The sequence below is a fragment of the Mesorhizobium sp. M2A.F.Ca.ET.039.01.1.1 genome (genome assembly GCF_003998035.1).
Lineage (GTDB): Bacteria > Pseudomonadota > Alphaproteobacteria > Rhizobiales > Rhizobiaceae > Mesorhizobium.
On the sequence record NZ_RZRY01000784.1, the window covers coordinates 1 to 2,668 of the forward strand.

Genomic DNA, 2,668 nt, shown 5'->3' on the forward strand with positions numbered 1-2,668 from the left:
AAATATCCCTACAAAAGGCCAAAGCGGCGGCTTGGCTGTTGGACTATTCGATAAGCAAGGGCATCCCGCTGAGGCGCCTGATCATAGGCAAACTGCTATCCCACGCGGCAACTGTGTGAACGCCATCTTGCAGCAATATGACATCAGCTTTGCGAGTGGGTCAGTCGTTTTCCAGCTCTTCTTGAAGATGCGGCCAAGCCGCACCGTGCCATGATCGGCCGTGTGCCCTGGACGACTGTCCGGGGTTGAAAACGTGATGACGTCCAGCGCCGCACGGCCGGCCCGAACGGAGAAGGAGCCTCGTCGCCTCTCCCAGGCGACTGGCGACGACAAAGTCCTACGGGCTCGGCCCCTATTTATTCGAAGCTTACTCGTCAGATCCGTCGCTTTCAGCGTTAGTCCGGATGTTTGTGAATGGGATCGACCCAATACACCTCTTCGGGCTTCTCGACAGGTTCCACATCGGTGATGTTGACCACCACGGCTTCGTTGTCGGATCGCACCAGCACGCATTGCAGCGGGTTTTCAGGGTCCGCATTGATTTCCTGATGCGGCACATATGGCGGTACGTAGATGAAATCGCCGGGGCCGGCTTCGGCAACGTATTCAAGCCTGTCGCCCCAACGCATGCGCGCTTTGCCGCGAACGACAAAAATCACGCTCTCGAGTGGACCATGATGATGGACACCGGTCTTCGCATTGGGTTCGATCGCCACTGTGCCGGCCCAGATTTTCTGCGCGCCGACTCGGGCGTGGTTGATGGCCGCCTGCCGATACATGCCCGGCGTCTGGGCTGTGTTGGGATCGAGCTGATCCCCTTTGATGACGCGAACGCCATTATGCTTCCACCGATCCTCTCGGTCCTGATGGGCATGGCCGCGCTCATGCTGATGGTGGTTATCCGACATCCGCGTCTCCGTATTTCAGTACTGGGCGTGCTCCCTGAGGCAGCACGAGGGCGTGGGGACCCGTTAGGGTCAAAGGCATGGCAGCGGGGAGAGTGATCTGACGATCTGCTGCAGATTGCTGAGGTCCTTCACCTGACCTAGTTCCAAGAGCTTTGGATCGACCTGACGAATACGGAGAACGGTGTTGATCTAGATTGGAAAGACACTCTTGGCTTGGCTTTTCGTCAGTGAGCGCGCGCGGCGCCATGGCGCACGCCCAGCCAGTCGAGCAGCGTGCCGCGGGTGCGCGCAAAGACCGGTTCGGCTACATCGCGCGGCCGCGGCAGACCGATGCGCTCCTCATGGGCGATGACGCCGTCCTTCATCACCAGCACACGGTCGGCGAGCAACACCGCCTCTTCGACATCATGGGTGACGAGCAGGACGGCGCAGCCGTGCCGCTGCCAGAGCTCGCCGACGAGTTCCTGCGCCTTGATGCGGGTGAGCGCGTCGAGTGCGGCGAAGGGCTCGTCGAGCAGCAGCAGGTCTGGCTCGCGCACCAGCGCGCGGGCGAGCGAGGTGCGCTGCGCCTCGCCACCCGAAAGCACCTTGGGCCATTGGTCGGCGCGGTGGCCGATGCCGACCTCATCGAGCGCGGCGAGCGCCCGCGCGCGGTCGGGTCGACCGGGAAGGCCCAGCACGACATTGCGCCATACCGTCTTCCACGGCATCAACCGGGGCGCCTGGAAGGCGACGGCGCGGCGGGCCGGGACCTGGACCTCGCCCGATATGTCGCGATCGAGTCCGGACAGGATGCGCAGCAGCGTGCTCTTGCCGCAGCCGCTGGCGCCGAGCAAGGCGACGAATTCTCCCGCGGCGATGTCGAGGTTCAGATCGGCCAGCACCGAGCGAGTGTCGAAGCGCCTTGAGAGGCCTCGCACCCGCACGGCCGTCTCGCCCGGCTGGCGCGCAGCGGGGGGAGGTGCCTGATCCGCGATTTTCAAGTTCCGCTGAAGGCCGGTCGCCATGACAGAAAGATCCGTTCAAGAGTGCGCACGATGAAATCGACGGCAAGGCCGAGCAGCGCATAGACCACGAGGCAGACCACGATCACGTCGGTCTGGAAGAACTCGCGCGCATTGGCCATCAGGTAGCCGATGCCGGCCGTTGCGTTGATCTGTTCGCCGAAGACGAGCGCCAGCCAGGCAATGCCTAACGAATAGCGCAGGCCGACCAGCGCGTTGGGCAGGGCACCGGGCAGCACGACATGACGGATCAGCGCCGCGCGGGAGAGCCCGAGCGCGCGACCCGCTTCGATCAGCGACAGGTCGACATTGCGGATGCCGGCATAGACGTTGAGATAAAGAGGGAAGGCCGTGCCGAGCGCAATCAGGGCGACTTTCGGCGCTTCCCCGATGCCGAACCAGATGATCAGGAGCGGAATGAGCGCGACCGAGGGCACGGTGCGCATCATCTGGATCGGCGAGTCGATCAGATCCTCGCCAAGCCGGGACAGGCCGGAAAGCACGGCCAGCGTGACGCCGATCGTTCCGCCGAGGGCGAGCCCGAACAGCGCACGCCCGAGCGAGGTGATCATGGCGGCCTGCAAATCGCCGGTGGTGATCAGTCCGGCCGCGCTGGAGATCACAGTCGAGGGGCCAGCCAGCACCTCCGGCGGCAGCACGCCGGTCTCCGACGCGGCGTGCCAGGCAAGAACGAGCAGCACCGGGCCTGTCATCCGGCGTAGCCACCGCGGGGCGCCCCTCGGTGAGGTCGAGATG

4 protein-coding genes are annotated in these 2,668 nt (G+C 64.0%); 1 reads left to right on the top strand and 3 read right to left on the bottom strand.

What is annotated here, in order from left to right; genetic code table 11:
• Nucleotides 1-214 (top strand): hypothetical protein (locus EOA24_RS42565; protein WP_210213627.1); only part of this gene is annotated, 214 nt, incomplete at its 5' end.
• A 181-nt stretch (nucleotides 215-395) separates the two neighbouring features.
• Here EOA24_RS42565 and EOA24_RS33630 read toward each other — a convergent pair.
• The 3 genes from EOA24_RS33630 to EOA24_RS33640 form a co-directional block, all read right to left on the bottom strand.
• Nucleotides 396-908, bottom strand: a complete 513-nt coding sequence (locus tag EOA24_RS33630; protein ID WP_127410563.1) for a cupin domain-containing protein — start codon at nucleotides 906-908, stop codon at nucleotides 396-398.
• A 224-nt stretch (nucleotides 909-1,132) separates the two neighbouring features.
• Nucleotides 1,133-1,834, bottom strand: a complete 702-nt coding sequence (locus EOA24_RS33635; RefSeq protein WP_245501912.1) for an ABC transporter ATP-binding protein — start codon at nucleotides 1,832-1,834, stop codon at nucleotides 1,133-1,135.
• Nucleotides 1,835-1,887: 53 nt separating this feature from the next.
• A complete protein-coding gene (locus tag EOA24_RS33640; RefSeq protein ID WP_127410565.1) occupies nucleotides 1,888-2,667 on the bottom strand; it encodes an ABC transporter permease subunit in 780 nt (259 codons plus the stop codon).
• Nucleotide 2,668 lies beyond the last annotated feature (1 nt).

Coding starts and splice junctions, on each gene's coding strand:
- EOA24_RS33630 (WP_127410563.1), bottom strand. CDS start 908: ATGTCGGATAACCACCATCAGCATGAGCGCGGCCATGCCCATCAGGAC.